Origin of the sequence: Actinomadura geliboluensis (genome assembly GCF_043197915.1) — a bacterium.
Taxonomy (GTDB): domain Bacteria; phylum Actinomycetota; class Actinomycetes; order Streptosporangiales; family Streptosporangiaceae; genus Spirillospora; species Spirillospora geliboluensis.
On the sequence record NZ_JBICUA010000004.1, the window covers coordinates 116,720 to 131,573 of the forward strand.

General features: G+C 72.9%; 10 protein-coding genes. 3 read left to right on the top strand and 7 right to left on the bottom strand.

Features of this window, described 5'->3' with window-relative positions; translation table 11 throughout:
- Entirely contained in the window at positions 1 to 2,514 is a 2,514-nt protein-coding gene (locus ACGFI1_RS14820; RefSeq protein WP_392785685.1) for a sensor histidine kinase, read from the bottom strand.
- A 335-nt stretch (positions 2,515 to 2,849) separates the two neighbouring features.
- Between ACGFI1_RS14820 and ACGFI1_RS14825 the strand changes: the two genes are divergently transcribed.
- Positions 2,850 to 4,073: an ABC transporter substrate-binding protein gene (locus tag ACGFI1_RS14825; RefSeq protein WP_392786275.1), complete on the top strand. Its 1,224-nt coding sequence runs from the start codon at positions 2,850 to 2,852 to the stop codon at positions 4,071 to 4,073.
- Positions 4,074 to 4,080: 7 nt separating this feature from the next.
- Here the strand turns inward: ACGFI1_RS14825 and ACGFI1_RS14830 are convergent, their stop codons facing one another.
- The 4 genes from ACGFI1_RS14830 to ACGFI1_RS14845 are packed head-to-tail and all read right to left on the bottom strand — an operon-like array spanning position 4,081 to position 9,649.
- On the bottom strand, positions 4,081 to 5,655 hold the full coding sequence (locus ACGFI1_RS14830) for a serine/threonine-protein kinase (RefSeq protein WP_392785687.1): 1,575 nt from the start codon (positions 5,653 to 5,655) through the stop codon (positions 4,081 to 4,083).
- A 19-nt stretch (positions 5,656 to 5,674) separates the two neighbouring features.
- Positions 5,675 to 6,751 carry a family 2 encapsulin nanocompartment cargo protein polyprenyl transferase gene (locus ACGFI1_RS14835; RefSeq protein ID WP_364551108.1) on the bottom strand — a complete coding sequence of 359 codons (1,077 nt, stop codon included), beginning with the start codon at positions 6,749 to 6,751 and terminating at the stop codon, positions 5,675 to 5,677.
- A gap of 34 nt (positions 6,752 to 6,785) precedes the next feature.
- Positions 6,786 to 8,207 carry a family 2B encapsulin nanocompartment shell protein gene (locus tag ACGFI1_RS14840; protein ID WP_392785689.1) on the bottom strand — a complete coding sequence of 474 codons (1,422 nt, stop codon included), beginning with the start codon at positions 8,205 to 8,207 and terminating at the stop codon, positions 6,786 to 6,788.
- Positions 8,204 to 9,649 (bottom strand): family 2B encapsulin nanocompartment shell protein, encoded by a 1,446-nt coding sequence (locus tag ACGFI1_RS14845; RefSeq protein WP_386876728.1) that lies wholly within the window; start codon positions 9,647 to 9,649, stop codon positions 8,204 to 8,206. The genes ACGFI1_RS14840 and ACGFI1_RS14845 overlap by 4 nt, the downstream gene beginning before the upstream one ends.
- A 182-nt stretch (positions 9,650 to 9,831) precedes the next feature.
- On the opposite strand from ACGFI1_RS14845, the gene ACGFI1_RS14850 reads away from it, so the two are divergent.
- Entirely contained in the window at positions 9,832 to 10,716 is an 885-nt protein-coding gene (locus ACGFI1_RS14850; protein WP_392785692.1) for a hypothetical protein, read from the top strand.
- A gap of 320 nt (positions 10,717 to 11,036) precedes the next feature.
- Here ACGFI1_RS14850 and ACGFI1_RS14855 read toward each other — a convergent pair whose 3' ends face one another.
- Entirely contained in the window at positions 11,037 to 12,437 is a 1,401-nt protein-coding gene (locus ACGFI1_RS14855) for an MFS transporter (RefSeq protein WP_240808334.1), read from the bottom strand.
- A 72-nt stretch (positions 12,438 to 12,509) separates the two neighbouring features.
- Positions 12,510 to 13,073 carry a hypothetical protein gene (locus ACGFI1_RS14860; protein WP_392785694.1) on the bottom strand — a complete coding sequence of 188 codons (564 nt, stop codon included), beginning with the start codon at positions 13,071 to 13,073 and terminating at the stop codon, positions 12,510 to 12,512.
- 280 nt (positions 13,074 to 13,353) lie between these two features.
- Between ACGFI1_RS14860 and lpdA the strand changes: the two genes are divergently transcribed.
- Complete coding sequence (lpdA, locus tag ACGFI1_RS14865) at positions 13,354 to 14,757, top strand: dihydrolipoyl dehydrogenase (RefSeq protein ID WP_138639934.1); 1,404 nt, start codon at positions 13,354 to 13,356, stop codon at positions 14,755 to 14,757.
- Positions 14,758 to 14,854 lie beyond the last annotated feature (97 nt).

A 14,854-nucleotide genomic window follows, 5' to 3' on the forward strand; every position in this document is an offset into this window, starting at 1 on the left:
TCACGATTCCTCGTTGTCGAGGGCCTCGGCGCGGCCGCGCCGGGTGCCCTGCTGGATGGACGACATCATCGACCGCAGCTCCTCGGGCGACCGGATCGGGCGGCGCGGCGCGGCGGGCCGCGGCGAGGTGACGGTGGGGTCCTCGCGCAGCTGCGACGCCATGTTCTCCTGCCGGACGCGGCGCGGCAGCGGCGGCCGGGAGCCCGTCCCCGCCCCGTCGGCGGGCCGCCGCCTGACCTCCCGCGGCGAGCGCGGGATGCCCGGCCTGGCGGGCGGCGCGGCGGACGCGGGCGGCGCGGGCCGCTCCGGCTCCGGCTCGGGTTCCGGCTGCGCCGCGGACGGCGGGTCGCCCCACGGCGACGGCGCCGGCGTGGACGGCTGCGGAGGCACGATCCCCCACGCCCCGCTCCCCAGCGGCCCCGGCGCGGGCTCCTCGAACACCGGGATGGGCCCGGTCCGCGCGCCCCCCGGCTCCTCCGCCGGCGGCGCGGGCGGAGGAGCCGGCGCCGCGGCGTGGCGCCCCGCCGGGAGCCGCAGCACCGCGCCGCCGCCCGGTTCCGGGCGCGGCTCGCGGGGCCGGCCGCCGACCACCGAGCCGACGGGGACGAGCGCGTCCTCCGCGCGGCGGGTGGTGAGCGCGGGCGTGCCCGGCGCGGTGTCGCCCTCGTCCGGCACGACGAGGGCCTCCGGCAGCAGCACGATCGCGGTCATGCCGCCGTACGGGGACGTCCGCAGCGTGACCTTGATGCCGTGCCGGCGCGCGAGCCGGCCGACGACGAACAGGCCGAGCTGGGCGCTGTCGGACAGGTCGAACTCGGCGGCGGTGGCGAGCCGCTCGTTGGCGGCGGCGAGGCTCGCCTCGTCCATGGACAGGCCGCGGTCCTCGACCTCCAGCGTGAAGCCGTGCGAGACGGCCTGCCCGTGGACCTGCACGGTCGTGTGCGGCGGCGAGAACACGGCCGCGTTCTCGACGAGCTCGGCGAGCAGGTGGATGACGTCGGCGACGGCGGGGCCGACGATCGCGGCGCGGGTCATCGGGGCGACGTTGACCCGGGTGTAGTCCTCGACCTCGGACGCGGCGGCGCGGGCGACGTCCACGATCGCGACGGGGCTGCGCCAGCCGCGGCCGGGCGCCTGCCCGGACAGGATGATCAGGCCCTCGGCGTGCCGCCGCATGCGGGTGGCGAGGTGGTCGACCCGGAACAGGTCCTCCAGGTCGTCGGGGGTCTCGATGCGCCGCTCCATCGCGTCCAGCAGCTTGAGCTGGCGGTGCAGCAGCGTCTGGCTGCGGCGGGCGAGGTTGACGAACACCTCGCTGACGTTGCGGCGCAGCGTCGCCTCCTCGACCGCGCCCTGGATCGCGGTGCGGCGGGCGGCGTTGAACGCCTCGCCGACCTGGTCGATCTCCCGGGTGCCGAACGCCAGCGGCGGCGCCTCGGCGGCCACGTCGACCTCCTCGCCGCGGCGCAGCCGGCGGATCACCCCGGGCAGCCGGACGTCGGCGAGGTCGATCGCCTCGCGGCGCAGCCGGGCCAGCTCGCGGATGACGGACCGGGCGACCCACACCGCGAGGACGAGGGACGCGGCGACCGCGACGAGGCCGAGCGCGCCGGCGAGCACGACGCGGGTGATGATGCCGTCCGCGATCGGCTCGGCGCGCTTCTCGGCGCCCGCGGACACGGCGAGTTCGAGGCCGCGCAGCCGCGTCAGGTTGGAGTCGGCGGTGGTCTTCCACAGCACCCCGGCCTCGCCGGAGCGCTGCACGCGCCGCGGGGTGGCGACGAACCGGTCCTCCAGCGCGCGGAGCCGGCCGTACTCGGGCATCCCGGCGACGCGCTGGTAGTAGGCCCGGTCGGGGTCTCGCAGCTCGGCCGCCGCGTACCCGTAGAGGGCGCGCTGGGTGCCGACGAGCTTGACGAACCGGGAGTGCTCGGCGGGCGTCATCCGGCCGGCGGCGAGCGCGCCCGCGAGCAGCGCGTCCTCCTGCGCGAGGACCTCGCGGGCACGCGCCAGCGACGCCTCGTTGCGGGCGTCCTTGGCGACCTCGGAGTTGTCGAGGGTGGCGAGCGAGCCCTGCAGCGCGCCGACGTCGCCGAGCAGCGTCGTGTAGTCGGCGAAGGCGCGGGTCCGGTCGGTGCGGCCGGTGTCGATGGCGCGGCGCCGCTCGTCCAGGCCGTCCAGCTCGGCGAGGATCTTGCCGGCGAGGCGCTGCGCGTCGCCGGGGGCGACGCCGCGCACGGCGCCGGACTCGGCGAGCCGGCGGAACAGGTCGGCCTGCCGGTCGGTGACGAGCCGGCCGGACTCCATCGCGGCGCGGTCGCCCTCCGCGCGGCTGCCGAGGTACACCACCGACAGCCGCCGCTCGGCCTGCAGCGCGCTGCCGAGCGCGCCGGACGGGTACCCGTAGTGGTCCTGGACGGTCTTGACGTGCCGCAGGTTGAGCCCCTCGCCGAGGGCGATGCTCGCGGCGAACGCCCACAGCACGCCCAGCGAGACCACCGAGACGGTGACCATGAGGACGACTTTGAAGCGGATGGAGCGGAATCGCGCTGCCTTGGGGGTCCGCCGGTGACCGGCGGCTGAGTCCGTGGTGGTGCGGCCTCGTTTTGGCACTGCGGCTGAACTTTCCCTCGGGCGGACGGCTTGCGGGCTGGCGGGTGTCGGGGACGGGGTGTCGGGGTCGCGGGCGGCCGGAAGGCCGACGAAACGGACAGGGCCGGGATGCCGGCCGGGACGCCCGGAACGGTAGGAGAGCCTAGGACGGAGCGCCGCCGTGTGTCGACAGTTTCCGGATCATCACGTTTTGTGTACACAGACGGCAGCAAATACCCCTACGATGCCTCAGCGTGATGGATCGTTCTCGCCACGCGACGAATTCCGGCCGGTCACCCGTCCGAACGCGCAGGTCACGGATCGTGCTCGCCGCCGCCGCGCTCGTCACCGCGGCGGCCCTCGGGGCCGGGTGCAGCGACGCCTCCGGCGCCGCCGCGCCGCCCGACGTCCAGATGATGCGCACGCTCGGCACCCCCGAGGGCCGGCTCGACCTCGTCGCCTGGACGGGCTATGCCGAGGACGGCTCCAACGACCGGAAGGTCGACTGGGTCACCCCGTTTACGAAGGCGACGGGCTGCCGGGTGCACACGAAGGTCGCCGACACCTCCGACGCGATGGTGGCGCTCATGCGGACGGGCCGCTACGACGGGGTCTCGGCGTCCGGCGACGCGTCCCTGCGGCTCGTCTACGGCGGGCTGGTCGCGCCGGTCAACACGGGCCTGCTCAGCAACTACGACGACATCGCCGCGTACCTGAAGAACCAGCCGTACAACTCCGTCAACGGGCAGATGTACGGCGTCCCGCACGGCTACGGCGCCAACATGCTGATGTACCGGACGGACAAGATCCTGCAGCGCCCCACCTCGTGGAGCGTGGTGTGGGACGAGAACTCCCCCGCCGCCGGGCACGTCGTCGCCTACGACTCCCCCATCTACATCGCGGACGCGGCGCTCTACCTGAAGACCCACCGCCCCGACCTGAAGATCACCGACGTCTACGCGCTGGACGAGGAGCAGTTCCAGGCGGCGGTCGACCTGCTCAAGCGGCAGCGCCCGAACGTCAACCAGTACTGGTCGAACTACCTGGACGAGCTCCAGTCGTTCAAGAGCGGCTACAACTACGCGGGCACCGCGTGGCAGGTGACCGCGAACCTGGCGCTGGCGGAGAAGGCGCCGGTGGCGACGACCATCCCGGAGGAGGGCGCCACCGGCTGGTCCGACACCTGGATGATCTCGTCGAAGGCCCAGCATCCGACCTGCATGTACAAGTGGATGAACTGGATCACCACGCCGAAGGTGCAGGCGGAGGTCGCGCAGTGGTTCGGCGAGGCGCCCGCCAACCCGAAGGCGTGCCGGTACACCGCCAAGGGCTTCTGCTCGACGTACCACGTCGGCGACCCCGAGTTCTACCGGCGCCTGGCGTTCTGGAAGACGCCCGCGAAGGACTGCGGCGACGACCGCGGCGACAAGTGCGTCCCCTACGACCGCTGGGCCCAGGCCTGGACGCAGATCAAGGGGTAGCCGCGGTTCAGGAGGCGGGCTTCATGGCGTAGCAGTAGTTCGACTTGCCCTTGAAGTAGTGGCGGGCCCGGCCGTCGCCGTACCGCCACTGGCAGCCGCCGTCGAGCTGGGCCGCCGACAGCTTCATCGTGTCGCCCTTGCGCTTGATGCAGTACGCGCCGGGGCTCGGCGTCTCGCGGTACTCGACCCACTCCCAGCCGAGCTTCACGCAGTACTCGGTGAAATGCCCGGGGCCGAGTTCCACCCGCGCGAGCTTCGGCGCGCGCGTCGGTGCGGTCGACGGCGCCTTCGACGGGCCCGCCGACCGCGACGGCGCCCCCGAAGCGCCCGACCGCGACGGACCGGCGCTCGGGCTCGTGCTCGGGCTCGGCGACCGCGTCCCGGCCCCGCTGCCCGCCTCGGCCGGGATACCTGGCTGCGGAGTGCCCGGCCCCGCCGAGCCGTTCACCGCGACGCCCTCGTCCCGCTTCACCGGCTCGTCGCCGGAGAACCACACCGCGCCGAAGACGACCGCGACGACGGCGGCCACCGCCGCGCCGCCGCCGATCAGCGCGGCCTTCGCGCGCCCGCCTCCGTGCGGTGCGGTGACCGCGTCCACCCGTCCGGCGACGGGCGGCGGTGCGGCGGGAGGGAGCGGCATGGCAGGAGGGGGCGGGGGCGTGTGGGCGGCGTTCTCGCTCGCCTCGGGAGGGGCGGCCAGTGGGGTCGGAGGCAGGAGGTCCGCCGCCGGGACCGGCGGACGTAAGGTCCCCGGCGGCGGCGGGGACGGCGCGCGCCCCGGGCGGACGAGCCGGTCCAGGACGGCCTGCGCGGACGGCCTGCGCTCCGGGTCCTTCGCGAAGCACTCGGTGAGGAGGCCGCGCAGCGGCTCCTCCACGCCGGTGAGGTCGGGCTCGGAGTTCGCGATGCGGTTGAACACGACCGGCACGGACTCGTTGCCGAACGGCGGCCGCCCGGTCGCGGCGAACGCCATCGTGGACGCCCACGCGAACACGTCGGCGGCCGGGGTCAGCTCGCCGGGTTCGAGCTGCTCGGGCGCCATGTAGGCGGGGGTGCCGACCGCGCGGCTGACCATCGTCTGCGCGCCGGACAGCGCCCGCGAGATGCCGAAGTCGATGACGCGCGCGCCGTCGGCGCCGATGAGCACGTTGTGCGGCTTGAAGTCGCGGTGGACGACACCGGCGTCGTGCAGCGCGACGAGGGCCGTGGCGGTCGCGATGGCGAGCCGGTCGAGGGCGCTGCCGGAGCGGGGGCCCTGCTCGGCGACGACCCGGCTGAGCGGCGGCCCGTCGACGTACTCGCTGACGATGTAGCGGCGGTTCCCGGCCGCGCCGGAGTCGAGGACCTGCGCGGTGCAGAACCGCGCGACGTGCTTGGCCGCCTCCAGCTCGCGGGTGAACATGTCGAGCGCGCTCAGCGTGCCGAGGTCGCTGCTCAGCTGCGCGTGGAACAGCTTCACCGCGACCTGGACGCCGTCGTCGCCGGTGCCGAGGTAGACGACGCCCTGGCCGCCCTCACCGATCCGCGCGGTGAGCCGGTAGGCACCGATCTGGCGCGGGTCGTCCGGTTCGAGGGGCTGCACGCCCAGCAGTGTAGGCGGGTCAGTGATCGCGCCGGGTCATCATCCGGACGAGCGTGAGAAGTTCGGCGGCGGCGTCCGGAGCCGCGCCCGCCAGGTGGGTGCGGGCCGCGACGAGGAGCGTGTCGGCGTGCGCGGCGGCCCAGGCGCGGGCGCCGCTGGTCTCGATGAGCTCGGCCGCGCGGGCGGTGTCGTCGCCGGTCAGCGGCTCGTCCTGGAAGTACAGCGCGGCGAGTTCGGCGCCGGCGGGCGTGCCGGACGTCAGCGCCGCCACGACCGGCAGCGACTTCTTGCGGTTGCGCAGGTCGGAGTGGACGGGCTTGCCGGTGACGGCCGGGTCGCCCCAGATACCGAGCAGGTCGTCGGCGAGCTGGAACGCCAGCCCGACCTGCTCGCCGAAGGCGCGCATCCGGGCGGTCTCGGCGGTGGTCGCCCCGCCGTACAGGGCGCCGAGGGCGCAGGCCGCGCCCATCAGCGCGCCGGTCTTGCGGTTCGCCATCGTGAGGCACTCGTCGAGCGCCACGTCCGTGCGCTCCTCGAAGGCGAGGTCGGCGAACTGGCCCTCGACCAGGTCGAGGACGGACCGGGCGAGGACGCGGACGCCGTGCCCGACCGCCGGGGAGTCGTCGGCGGCGAGCGCCTCGTAGGCGGCGGCGAGGAGGGCGTCCCCGGCGAGGATCGCGCCGCTCGTCCCGAAGACCGTCCAGGCGGTGGGGCGGTGCCGGCGGGTGAGGTCGCCGTCCATGACGTCGTCGTGCAGCAGGGAGAAGTTGTGCGCCAGCTCCACCGCGACGGCGGCCGGCAGGGCGGCGTCCGCCGTCCCGCCGGCCGCCTCCGCCGCCAGCAGCGCCAGCGCGGGGCGGACCGCCTTGCCCGCCGGGGCCGCGGCGGGCCGGCCCCGCTCGTCCCGCCAGCCGAAGTGGAACTCGGCGATGCGGCGGGCCGTCTCCGGCATGGCCCCGACCGCGTCCCGCAGCGCGGGATCGAGCAGGCCCCGGCTCCACCGCAGGATGTCGGCCGCCGACCGGGCGCGTCGGTCCGGGCGGTGGTCGCATCCGATGACGGCGGGGTCGTCCTTCCAGGCGGGCACGGCGGGCATGGCGGTCCTCCCCTTTCTTCGGCGGGCGATCGCGCTAGCGGGCGATCTCGACGTTCTCCAGGACGCCGAGCGCGTCCGGGACCAGCACGGCGGCCGAGTAGTAGGTGCTGACCAGGTACGTCAGCAGCGCCCGGTCGCCGATGCCGGCGAACCGGACCGACAGGCCCGGCTCCACCTCGTCCGGCAGCCCGGTGCGGCGCAGCCCGATGACGCCCTGGTCCTCCTCGCCGGTGCGCAGCACCAGGATCGAGCTGGTCCCGGCCGGGGTGATCGGGATCTTGTCGCACGGGTAGATGGGGACGCCGCGCCACGCTTGGACGCGGCGTCCCTCGACCTCCACGCAGGACGGGTACACCCCGCGCCGGGTGCACTCGCGACCGAACGCGGCGATCGTCTTGGGGTGGGCGAGGAAGAACCTGGACTTGCGCCGCCGCGACAGCAGCTCGTCCATGTCGGCGGGGGTCGGCGGGCCCCCGCTGGTCTGCAGGCGCTGCCGCAGGTCGGCGTTGTGCAGCAGCCCGAAGTCGCGGTTGTTGATGAGCTCGTGCTCCTGGCGCTCTCGCAGTTCCTCGATGGTGAGCCGGAGCTGCTGCTCGACCTGGTCCATCGGCCCGTTGTAGATGTCGGCGACGCGGGCGTGCACGCGCAGCCTCGTCTGGGCGAGGCTCAGCTCGTACTCGCGCGGCGAGGTCTCGTAGTCGGCGAACGTGGCGGGCAGGACGGGTTCGCCGTCGTGCCCGGACGCCACCTCGATCGCCGCCTCGCCGTGCCGGGTCTGCGGCGGTGGCGGCGTGTCGCGGTACTCCTCCAGGTGGGTGCGGAGGGCCTCGGACCGCTCGGTCAGCTCCTCGATCGCCGGGCAGGGCAGCGTCAGCACGATGGTGGGGGTCAGCGCGCGGAAGGTGTGCGGCCACTCCTCGTCCACGCCGAGCAGGGCGCGGTCGCCGAAGAACCGGCCGTCGGCGAGGATGCCGACCCGGGCCTCGCCGCCGTACTTACCGGGGCCGGCCTCCTCGACCTTGCCGTGCGCGATCAGGTGGACGCCGTCGAGCAGCCGCCCGGCCGCCGCGATCGTCTCGCCGGGCTGGTACTCGTGCTGCTCGAACCGCGCGGCGAGACCGTCCAGCACCTCCGGCTCGCCGAGGTCGCGCAGCGGCGGCAGCTCGGCCAGCTCCGGCGGGAGCACGCGGACGTCGGCGCCGTCGTTGACGAAGGTGACGATGCCGTCGCCGAGCCGGTAGGTGAGCCGCCGGTTCACCCGGTAGGTGCCGGCGTCCGCGCGCACCCACGGCAGCAGCCGGAGCAGCCACCGGGGGGTGATGCCCTGCATCTGCGGGACGGACTTGGTCGTCGTGGCGAGGTTGCGGGCGGCCTGCGTGCCGAGGGCGAGCCGCTCGCGCGCCCCGGCGGGCCCGGCCGCGCCGGCCGGGCCGTGCTCCGTGGTCGGCTCCGTCACGCGTCGGCACCGCCGTGCGCGATCTCGACGGACTCCAGCATGCCGAGCGCGTCCGGCACGAGGACGGCGGCCGAGTAGTAGGCGCTGACCAGGTAGTTGATGAGCGCCTTCTCGTCGATTCCCATGTACCGGACGGACAGGCCCGGCTGGTACTCGTCCGGCAGCCCGACCTGGTGGAGCCCGATCACGCCCTGGGCCGCCTCCCCGGTTCGCATCAGCAGGATGGAGCTGGTCTTGGTCTTGCTCACCGGGATCTTGTTGCACGGGAAGATCGGCACGCCGCGCCAGCCGGGGACCTTGCCGCCGCCGACGTCGACGCTGCCGGGGTAGACGCCGCGCGCGCTGCACTCGCGGCCGAACGCGGCGATCGCCTTCGGATGCGCGAGGAAGAACGCGGGTTCCTTCCAGACGAGGGTGAGCAGGTCGTCCATGTCGTCCGGGGTGGGCGGGCCGGAGCGGGTGTGGATGCGCTGGGACAGGTCGGCGTTGTGCAGCAGGCCGAAGTCGCGGTTGTTGATGAGCTCGTTCTCCTGGCGTTCGCGCAGCGCCTCGATGGTCAGCCGGAGCTGCTGCTCGACCTGGTCCATCGGCTCGTTGTAGAGGTCGGCGACGCGGGTGTGGACGCGCAGCACGGTCTGCGCGACGCTCAGCTCGTACTCGCGCGGGGACGCCTCGTAGTCGACGAACGTGCCGGGCAGGACCGGCTCGCCCTCGTGCCCGGACGCCACCTCGATGGCCGCCTCGCCGTGCGCGTTGCTCGGCCGGTCGGGGCTCGCGCGGTACTCGTCCAGGTGGGCCTGGAGGGACGCGGACTGGCCGAGCGTCTCCTGGAAGTCGGCGTCGTTCATGCTGAGGACGGTGCACGCGGTCACGGCCTTGACCGTGTGCTCCCACGTCGGCTGCTCCTCGCCCTCCTCGGGCGCGAGCAGGGCCTGCTCGCCGAAGAAGTCGCCGTCGGCGAGGGTGCCGAGGACGGCGTCGGCGCCGTACTCGCCGGCCCCGATCTTGCTGAGCTTGCCGTGCGCCACCAGGATGACGCGGTCGACCGGGCGGCCGCGCTCCACGATGACGTCGCCGGGCTCGTACTCCTGCTGGGTGAACCGGCCGGCGATGGCGTCCAGCGTCAGGTCGTCGTCGTAGCCGCGGAGCGGGGGCAGTTCGCCCAGCTCGCGGGGGATGACCCGGACGTCGGCGCCGGTGGTCACGAAGGTGACCCGGCCGTCGCCGAGGGTGTAGGTGAGGCGCCGGTTGACCCGGTAGGCGCCGCCGGACGCCTGGACCCAGGGCAGGAGCTTCAGGAGCCACCTGGAGGTGATGCCCTGCATCTGCGGGACGGACTTGGTCGTGGTCGCCAGATTCCGTGCCGCCGCGGTACCGAGGCTCAACTGCTCCTGCTGCTGTTCCGTCACGTCCACACCACCGATTCGTCGAAGGTCCGTCATGATGAGCCGTCTTCCGGCCAACGGTGACGCTACTGAACGTAATTGGCGCATCGCAATGAGCCATCGGATTGCCGGACCGCCACAGAACTCACACCGGCACGCCACTGCCCGAATCCGGCGGTGCGCACCGGCTGGCTAGGGTGAGCCCCGGCAAACCAGGATCTTCCACACAAGCGGGTGACATGGGACGACGCCGCTACCGCAGGCTCCTCGTCGGGCCGGACGCCTACCGCTGGCGTGTCGGGCACCAGCACACGCGGGACGGGCGGCGCCTGCTCGACTGCCGCGAGACCTTGCTTCTGCGCCAGGAGGGACGCCCCGGGCGGATCAACGTCGTCTTCCGCGAGGGGCCGGGGCGGATCGTCCCGGACGGCGGCCCCTACACGCACAGCGGCAGCGTGTGCCGCGCCGAAGACGAGACCATGCTCAACCTGCACCGGCCAAGGGTCGTCCGCGCGCTGCTCGACGTCGCCTTGGGACGGGGTGAGGACTTCTGGTCTAGCGCCGAGATCGACGGCTGGACCATCATCGACGCCGTCTACGCCCACCTCGCCGGTAAGTCGCGCTACCTCGTCCAGCACGACTACGGCATGGGCGGGCTCTGGTGGTGGGTGTGGGCGGACTCGGCGGAGGAGATCCTCGACGCCTGCGCCGAGGTCGAGGTGATGGACGACCCGGACGTGATCCGGCGCGTGCGCTCCTGGGGCGACATGGAGGAGGTCGTCCTCGACCGCCTGGCGCCGGATTCGGCGCTCGCGCACCTGCGCGACCGGCGCTCGTCCTACCGCGACGACCCCGGCTACGGCGAGCTGGCCGGCCACGACGTCGTCCACCTGCGGATGCCGGACGAGGAGGACGAGCGGGTCGCGTGGCTGATGGAGATCGGACGGGACGGCCGCTGGACGCGGCAGGTGGAGATCCGGCCCGGCGAGCACCCCGTCCGCTCCAGCGCGGACGACTGGCCGATCAACCCGCCGCTCGACCTCTACGACCCGCGGTACCTCCCGTACCGGATCAGCGCCGCCGAGTTCGAGAACGCGTGGGAGAAGGCGCGCCCCGAGCAGTAGACCGCGCGTCCGGACGACCAGCGGTTTTTACCCTCAAGTAAGGTTTCGCCGCAGGTCAGCGCGGTGCCGTGTGAGGCACATCACCCGATGTGCGGGCGTGGTCAAGGAAAGACCTACCGCATCCTGGTGTTGTACGAGGTGAACAGCAGGCCCGGGTCAGGACGGGCCTGGCGAACCGGAGGGGAGGCTCCCAGTGACCACAGTCTGGACGGCACTGGCCATTGAGACGGCCACCGCACTGGTGATCGCGGCTTCGCTGGCGGGCTGGGCCCGCCGGCACTTCCGCCGCGCCCGCTGAGCGGCCGCGCGCACCACGCGTCTCACACCGCCCCGGAACTCGCCGGTTCCGGGGCGCGCTCGTTCCCGGCCTTCTCGATCGGCACCCCCGCCGTCTCCGGGATCTTGATGATCGGCACCAGCGCCACCGCCGCGGCGATCATCAGGTAGTACGCCGGGACGTAGTTGGAGCCCGTCACGTCGATCAGCGACCCGACCAGCACGGCCGCCGTCCCGCCGAACAGCGACGTCGAGATGTTGTAGCCGATCGCGAACGCCCCGTACCGCACCCTGGTGGGGAACATCGCCGGGAACGTCGCGCCGATCACCGCCAGCATCAGCACCAGCAGCCCGCCGACGATCGCGTACCCGGCCGCGACGCCGAGCTTGTTCTCGGTCTGCATGAGCGCGAACGCCGGCCACGCCAGCACGATGTAGCCGATCGCCGCCGTCAGCAGCAGCGGCTTGCGGCCGATGAGGTCCGACAGGTGGCCGAGCGGCAGGATCACGGCCATCATCGCGAACTCCACCCCGATCGTGATGAGCTGCGCCGTGTCGTCGTTCATCTTCAGGAAGTCGACGAGGTACGACGGCATGAACGTCAGCAGCGTGTAGTCCGCGACGTTCAGCAGGAACACGATGCCGATCAGCATCGCGATGACGCGCCAGTAGTGCTCCAGCGTCTCCTTCAGCGGCGACTGGGCCTTCTTGCCCTCCTGCTCCATGGCCTGGAAGGTCGGGGTGTCCTCGATCCTCGTCCGGACGTAGAGGCCGACGAGGCCGAGCGGCAGCGCCACCAGGAACGGGATGCGCCAGCCCCAGCTGTGCATGGCGCTCTCGCTGAGCGCCAGGTCCATGATGAACACCAGGCCGGCGCCGAGGATGTAGCCGGTCAGCGTGCCGAACTCCAGGAAGCTGCCGAAGAACCCGCGCCGGTGCGTCGGCGCGTACTCGGCGATCATCGTGGCGGCGCCGCCGTACTCGCCGCCCGTCGAGAAGCCCTGGATCAGCCGGACGGCGAGCAGCGCCAGCGGCGCGGCGATCCCGATCGTGTTGTAGTCGGGGAGGATCCCGATCACGAACGTCGAGCCCGACATCAGGATGATCGTCGCGGCCAGCACCCGCTTGCGGCCGAGCTTGTCGCCCATCGGCCCGAAGAACAGCCCGCCGAACGGACGGGCCAGGAACGCCGCGGCGATCAGCGCGAACGAGCGCAGCGACGCGCTGCCCGCCGCCTCCTCCGGGAAGAACTTCGTGCCGATGATCGCGGTCATCACCCCGGCGCTGAACACGCCGAAGTCGAACCACTCGATGCAGTTCCCCATCGCGGACGCGATCACGGCCTTGTGGACGGCGCCGGTGCCGCCCCGGTCCGCCGGCAGGCTCGCACCGGGGTCGGCCGGTCCGTCCGCCGCGGCGCCGGCGCGCTCAAGGTCGTCGTTCACGCGCTACCTCTGCCCGAAGATCGGCAAAGCTAACGCCGGGTCACGGCGCGACCGCTCAGCGCAAGAGGCGCCTCACGCCCTCCCGGACCTGTTCGCGGCGCCCTTGGACGCCTTCGGCGTCGCCGGGCGGGTGTCCTCGGCCTCGTCCTCCTCGTCGGGGAGCGTGGGCAGGGCCGTGGTGGGCTGGTCGTCCGCGACCTCGCCGGGCAGCTCGTCGGTGCGCCCGGGGTCGCCGTCGAGCAGTTCGTCGAGGGTGGCGGTGCGGTTCACATCGCCCGCCAGCTCGTCCTCCAGGAGGTCGTCCTCGGGGATCGACACGAGCGCCTGCGTCTCCACCGACTCGCGGGTGATCACGCCGCTGGCGAGGACGTTGTTGCGGTGCCGCAGCATGCCGTTCTCGCGGAGCAGGTTGTCGACGTCGGAGCGGGCCCGCGCGATGCGCCGGCTCAGCCGGACGTGCACGAGGAACCCGCCCGCCGCCGCGCCGAGGATGAACCCGGAGACGGGGAGGCCGACCGCGGTCGGCGCGAGCGTGGCCACCAGCGCGACGGCGACCAGCGCGACGACCACGGCAAGCGCGACGAAGTGCTCCTCCATCCAGTCGAGGACGGTGTTGACGCGCTTGGGGATCCTCACTCGGCGACTCCTCCACTCGGCTCGGTGGCGCCGGCGCGCGGCGGTTCACCGGCCCCGCGACGCCGCTGTTCGGATGCACCGCCGGGGCTCCGCGGCCGGGACGGTCCGGGCGCGCACCCGCACCGGCGCGCCGCCCTGCTGCACCGGACGCGCCTCCGCCAGATGCTGACCGCGGCGAGGCCGTCCGAAACCCCAACTGTACGTGACGTCGGTCGCTGCGGGGGCGGGCGGCTCGCGCCGGGATGCGAACACCTGGTCGCGGCGAATATCGTCCATTGACATGAGCGAACACTTTGACGTCGTGGTCCTCGGCGCGGGCCCGGGTGGATATGTCGCCGCGATCCGGTCGGCGCAGCTCGGGCTGAAGACGGCGATCATCGAGGAGAAATACTGGGGCGGGGTGTGCCTCAACGTCGGCTGCATCCCGTCGAAGGCGCTGCTGCGCAACGCGGAGCTGGCGCACATCTTCACCAAGGAGCAGCAGACCTTCGGGATCAACGTCGAGGGCACCGTGTCCTTCGACTACGGCGTCGCGTTCCAGCGCAGCCGGCAGGTGTCGGACAAGCTCGTCAAGGGCGTCCAGTTCCTGATGAAGAAGAACAAGATCACGTCCTATGACGGGCGGGGCACGTTCACCGACCCGAACACCCTGCAGGTCGCCCGCGCGGACGGCTCGTCGGAGACGGTGACGTTCGACAACTGCATCATCGCGGCGGGCGCGCACACCAAGCTGCTGCCGGGCACGTCGCTGTCGGAGCGGGTCGTCACCTACGAGGAGCAGATCCTCAGCTCCGAGCTGCCGGAGAGCATCGTCATCGCCGGCGCGGGCGCGATCGGCGTCGAGTTCGCCTACGTGCTGCACAACTACGGGGTGAAGGTCACGATCGTCGAGTTCCTCGACCGGATGGTCCCGAACGAGGACGCCGACGTCTCCAAGGAGCTCGCCAAGCGCTACCGCAAGCTCGGCGTGGATGTCCTCACCTCGACCCGCGTGGACGCCATCGACGACTCCGGCGAGAAGGTCAAGGTCACCGTCACCGGCAAGGACGGCGCCCAGCAGGTCATCGAGACCGACAAGGTCCTCCAGGCGATCGGCTTCCAGCCGAACGTGGAGGGCTACGGCCTGGAGAAGGCCGGCGTGGCCCTCACCGACCGCGGCGCGATCGACGTGGACGGCCGCTGCCGCACGTCCGTCCCGCACATCTACGCGATCGGCGACGTCACCGCGAAGCTGATGCTCGCGCACGCCGCCGAGGCCATGGGCATCGTCGCCGCCGAGACCATCGCGGACGCCGAGACGATGGAACTCGACTACATCATGATCCCCCGCGCCACCTACTGCCAGCCGCAGGTCGCGAGCTTCGGCTACACCGAGGCCCAGGCCAAGGAGCAGGGCTTCGACGTGAAGACCGCGAAGTTCCCCTACAGCGCCAACGGCAAGGCCCTCGGCATGGGCGAGGGCGACGGCTTCGTCAAGGTGATCAGCGACGCCAAGTACGGCGAGATCCTCGGCGCCCACATGATCGGCCCCGAGGTCACCGAGCTCCTCCCCGAACTGACCCTGGCCCAGCAGTGGGACCTCACGGTCAACGAGGTGGCCCGCAACGTCCACGCCCACCCCACCCTGGGCGAGGCGATGAAGGAGGCCGTCCACGGCCTGGCCGGCCACATGATCAACCTCTGAGTCCCCCACCCCGGGGGGGGGGGGGGGGGGGGGGGGGGGGGGGCGGCCCGCCCCCCCGCCCGCCCCCCCCCCCCCCGCGCCGCCCCCCCCGCCGGCG